The 3,714-nt window shown below is 52.1% G+C and carries 4 protein-coding genes; 1 reads left to right on the forward strand and 3 read right to left on the reverse strand.

The features are described 5' to 3' along the window. Window positions 1-42: 42 nt before the first annotated feature. On the forward strand, window positions 43-1,332 hold the full coding sequence (gene thiC / locus VEI96_09370; GenBank protein HXX58195.1) for a phosphomethylpyrimidine synthase ThiC: 1,290 nt from the start codon (window positions 43-45) through the stop codon (window positions 1,330-1,332). 60 nt (window positions 1,333-1,392) lie between these two features. Here thiC and VEI96_09375 read toward each other — a convergent pair whose 3' ends face one another. The 3 genes from VEI96_09375 to VEI96_09385 form a co-directional block, all read right to left on the reverse strand. Further along, complete coding sequence (locus VEI96_09375) at window positions 1,393-2,397, reverse strand: hypothetical protein (protein ID HXX58196.1); 1,005 nt, start codon at window positions 2,395-2,397, stop codon at window positions 1,393-1,395. A gap of 186 nt (window positions 2,398-2,583) precedes the next feature. Next, on the reverse strand, window positions 2,584-2,823 hold the full coding sequence (locus tag VEI96_09380) for a hypothetical protein (protein HXX58197.1): 240 nt from the start codon (window positions 2,821-2,823) through the stop codon (window positions 2,584-2,586). Between the two features lie 300 nt (window positions 2,824-3,123). Then, a complete protein-coding gene (locus VEI96_09385) occupies window positions 3,124-3,690 on the reverse strand; it encodes an HD domain-containing protein (GenBank protein HXX58198.1) in 567 nt (188 codons plus the stop codon). Window positions 3,691-3,714 lie beyond the last annotated feature (24 nt).

A 3,714-nucleotide genomic window follows, 5' to 3' on the forward strand; every position in this document is an offset into this window, starting at 1 on the left:
CGATAGGCTTCGGACGACTGAAAGAATTTTGAGGTACCTCTAATGACAAGAATCGAGGCGGCAAGAAAAGGAATTGTGACTGAAGAGTTCAGGAGGGTGGCATCCTCCGAAACTGTCAGCGTCGAAGACCTTGTATCGGACATCGCAGAGGGGAGGATGGTAATACCGGTTAACGCCCGCCGCACGATCGAACCTCTTGGCGTAGGGAAGGGTCTCCGCGTGAAGGTGAACGCGAACATCGGGACTTCGAGAGACAGGGTATCGCTCGAAGAAGAGAGGGAGAAACTGAAGGCGCTTGTCAAATACGGCGCTGACGCGGTCATGGACCTCTCGACAGGAGGGCCGATAAGGGAAATACGGAGCATCCTCTTACAGGAATCGCCTATCGCGGTCGGAACGGTCCCGATTTATGAGGCTGTTGTGATGGCGGCCGAAAGATATAAGATGATAGCGAAGATGACCGTTGATGAGCTCTTCTCAGTCATCGAGAAACAGGCCGAGGAAGGCGTTGATTTCATAACGGTCCATTCGGGCCTCACGAGAAAGGCGATCGAACGTCTGAAATCCGAAGGCAGGGTGCTTGACATCGTGTCCAGGGGCGGCTCCTTTCTCCTCGAGTGGATGATATACAACGACAAGGAAAACCCGCTCTACGAGCATTACGACCGGCTGCTCGAAATCTCTAAGAAATACGATCTCACCCTCAGCCTCGGCGACGGACTGAGGCCGGGCTGTCTCGCTGATGCGACTGACAGGGCGCAGATAGAGGAACTTCTCACAATCGGTGAACTGCATGATATCGCGCTGAAAGAGGGAGTACAGACGATCATAGAAGGCCCGGGTCATGTGCCCCTGAACCAGGTCGAATTGAATATAAGGATCCAGAAGGAGATATGCAAGGGGGCGCCCTTCTATGTGCTCGGCCCCCTCGTGACAGACATCGCCATGGGCTACGATCACATAGCCGCCTCGATAGGAGGCGCGGTGGCAGGCGCCGCAGGAGCTGACTTCCTCTGCTATGTCACCCCCGCGGAGCATATCAGGCTTCCGAACATCGATGACGTCATTGAAGGGGTGATAGCCCTCAAGATCGCCGCGCACGCGGCGGATATCGCGAAAGGTACACCGGGGGCTATTGAGAGGGACCGGAGAATGGCGGAATGCAGGAAGAGACTCGACTGGAACGGTCAGATAGCCAACAGCCTGAATCCAGACAAGGTCCGCAAGTGGCGCGCTGAGGTGCCGCCTTCAGAGCAGGAGGTCTGCAGCATGTGCGGCGAGTTCTGCGCAATCAGGACGGTCGAGAAGGCGCTCCATGGAGAGCACCCGTGAGTCGTCCGCGGCAAAAGACTGCCTCACATCCGGTAGCGGACAGTTCCACAATGTCTTCGATTATCTCTTAGTCCCCACCCATGTCCCAGTCTCGGTGGCAGCGCTCGTGGATTTCTGATAATCTCCTGACATCGAAAGCCCATCAGTGCTCACGTTCCCCGTATATGTATTACTAGACCCATCAGCACTAGCGTGCCAGGAAAAATTGATGTTCTGACCGGTTATGATGCCGCCGATAACGTCACCCTGAGGCGTGCTCCCGCTAATGGAACTACCATTCTGAGTCAAGATAAGAGGACCGACCTGAGTCGGCGTACTTGAGCCCGAGGGTGTCTGCGATATAGTCCATGTGCCTGTGACGTCGATATTTGACGAAGACGAACTCTGTAAGGATCCATTCCATATACCTGCCTGCACGTTTCCGGTTATATATATGCCGGACATAGTGTTTCCCGCCGCAACGATTGTCCCGACATAGGTATTTATGGATCCGTCCGCTGCAGTAAAGGTGAAATTGACACTCAGACCGCTGACCGTTCCCGTGACCGGTTTAGCGCTCTGGGATGTCGTCCCCGTCAGGGTATTGCCTGTTTGCGAGAAGACGAAAGTGTCGGGTCCCTGCTGTGTCGAATTATTCGGTGTATGAAATACCTTCCATGTGCCGGCGATAGTGACTGTTGCCGGCGCCAATGTCGCACTCCACGATCCTTGCGCTCCACCGGCGGTTGTAAAGCTGCCGGACATAGAGCTTGCGTCAGGAGCTATCTGCCCGTCAAAGGTAGAGGTTCCACTCGTGTCGGTCAGGGAAAAATTAATATGGAGCCCGCTGACCGTGCCGCTCGGCGTTTGGCTGCCATTGATAAAGAGGTTATTATTCACTTGGAGGAACGTAACTGAGGTACTAGATACCCCTAGAAACAGGTTCCATGTGCCCGAAATATTGACCGTCGCGGCCCCGCCGCCGTTCGTCCCGGCGCCTATACAACCCATAAGCAACAATGGCAACATCGCGGCGACGATAAGCAAAGAGAACCTTGACCACTCACTTCTCATGACTCTCAACATAAGCTCCTCCACCCTTCTTTGTTCCATATGTGCCGACATTCATAAAAGTCCCGAAAGACGAACCTCACCAATGATTAAAGCAGGAGTGTCTTTATTATACATCAGGAAGGAACTGCGTTGTCTACGTTTTCGGGAATCTTCTATTTTTGTCTCGGCGTAAAAGACCAAGCCAAGCAGATCTCCTCTTCATACATCTTTAAAGAGATAATTGTATCCCTTTTCGGTGAGCTCCAAACTATGAGACGGGGTTATGACAACGTAGCTTTCATTGCGCAGCTCTTCCATGGCTTCCTGAAGCCGTTCGAAATGGTTATGGCCCCACTTCTTCGCAGCGGATGTGATCTCGGAGGATATCACGACCATCCCGGGTTTCGTCTTATCCTGTTTTGTGAAGAGGTCCAGAATTTTTTGAGAAGTGTCCGTCATATGCCCTCCTCAAATGTTTCTTGAATATTCAGCGGATAGCTGAGACAACATATTGTATCGCATTATTACGCGGTGATAAAAAAAGTGGTGCTTGCTTCCTCTCCTGACTCGGCGGTTTGTACATCTTGAGACATGCAGCTTAAGACTGTTACGTCTACACCTTACGTCTTGTGACCTACAACCTTTCTGCCGGGTCTGAGAGGAGCAAGACCACCACTTTCGGTAATCAACTCCTCAATTCACTTATACTCCTATTTTTCGTGGTTGTCAAGTCTTTTTTGCTGGCAGCTTCTCTGATAGTTACCGAAAACCGTTTGACTGTTTCTGCGCAAACACTTTCACCCATTCGTCAAACATCCGCAACTTCTCCTCACCGTATTTTATGATGATCTTCCGCACCTCCCCGAGCGGTTTCTCGTGCTCCATATTACGCTCTATTTTCGAGTAAAATTTATCTGAGAAACAGATAATCTTCTCCTCCACGGAGAGGGGGACCATATCCCTTTCCGGAAGGGGCAGGCTGTTATTCCTCACATCTTCTGCGGTAATCCCGACACCCACGTGCCTCTCACAGACGAGGGCATGCTCGGGCATGCCCTCCCGATCGAGAAGGTCTCTCCCGAGGAAACCGTGGCAGAGGTAATCCCTATACCCGTAGCATCCCAATTTGGGGGCATCGGTAAGGAATATCCCGATGTCGTGGAGCATGGCAGCCTCCTCGATAAATTTTTTATCAGGGTTGAGATGTCCCACATTCTCTGCAATCTCGAGCGCCTTCCGAGCCACGAGTCTGCTGTGGTGGATGAGATAATAGTACGCCTTCGAATCGGGTTCGTAATATTTCCTGATTATATCGAGGGGCGTCATCGTCTCGCTCGGGGTCTGTTATTC

This window comes from Thermodesulfovibrionales bacterium (assembly GCA_035622735.1).
GTDB lineage: Bacteria > Nitrospirota > Thermodesulfovibrionia > Thermodesulfovibrionales > UBA9159 > DASPUT01.

Bases quoted from the DNA above. Each gene is read 5' to 3' on its own strand.
- thiC (HXX58195.1), top strand. From the start codon at position 43: ATGACAAGAATCGAGGCGGCAAGAAAAGGAATTGTGACTGAAGAGTTC.
- VEI96_09380 (HXX58197.1), bottom strand. From the start codon at position 2,823: ATGACGGACACTTCTCAAAAAATTCTGGACCTCTTCACAAAACAGGAT.
- VEI96_09375 (HXX58196.1), bottom strand. From the start codon at position 2,397: ATGTTGAGAGTCATGAGAAGTGAGTGGTCAAGGTTCTCTTTGCTTATC.
- VEI96_09385 (HXX58198.1), bottom strand. From the start codon at position 3,690: ATGACGCCCCTCGATATAATCAGGAAATATTACGAACCCGATTCGAAG.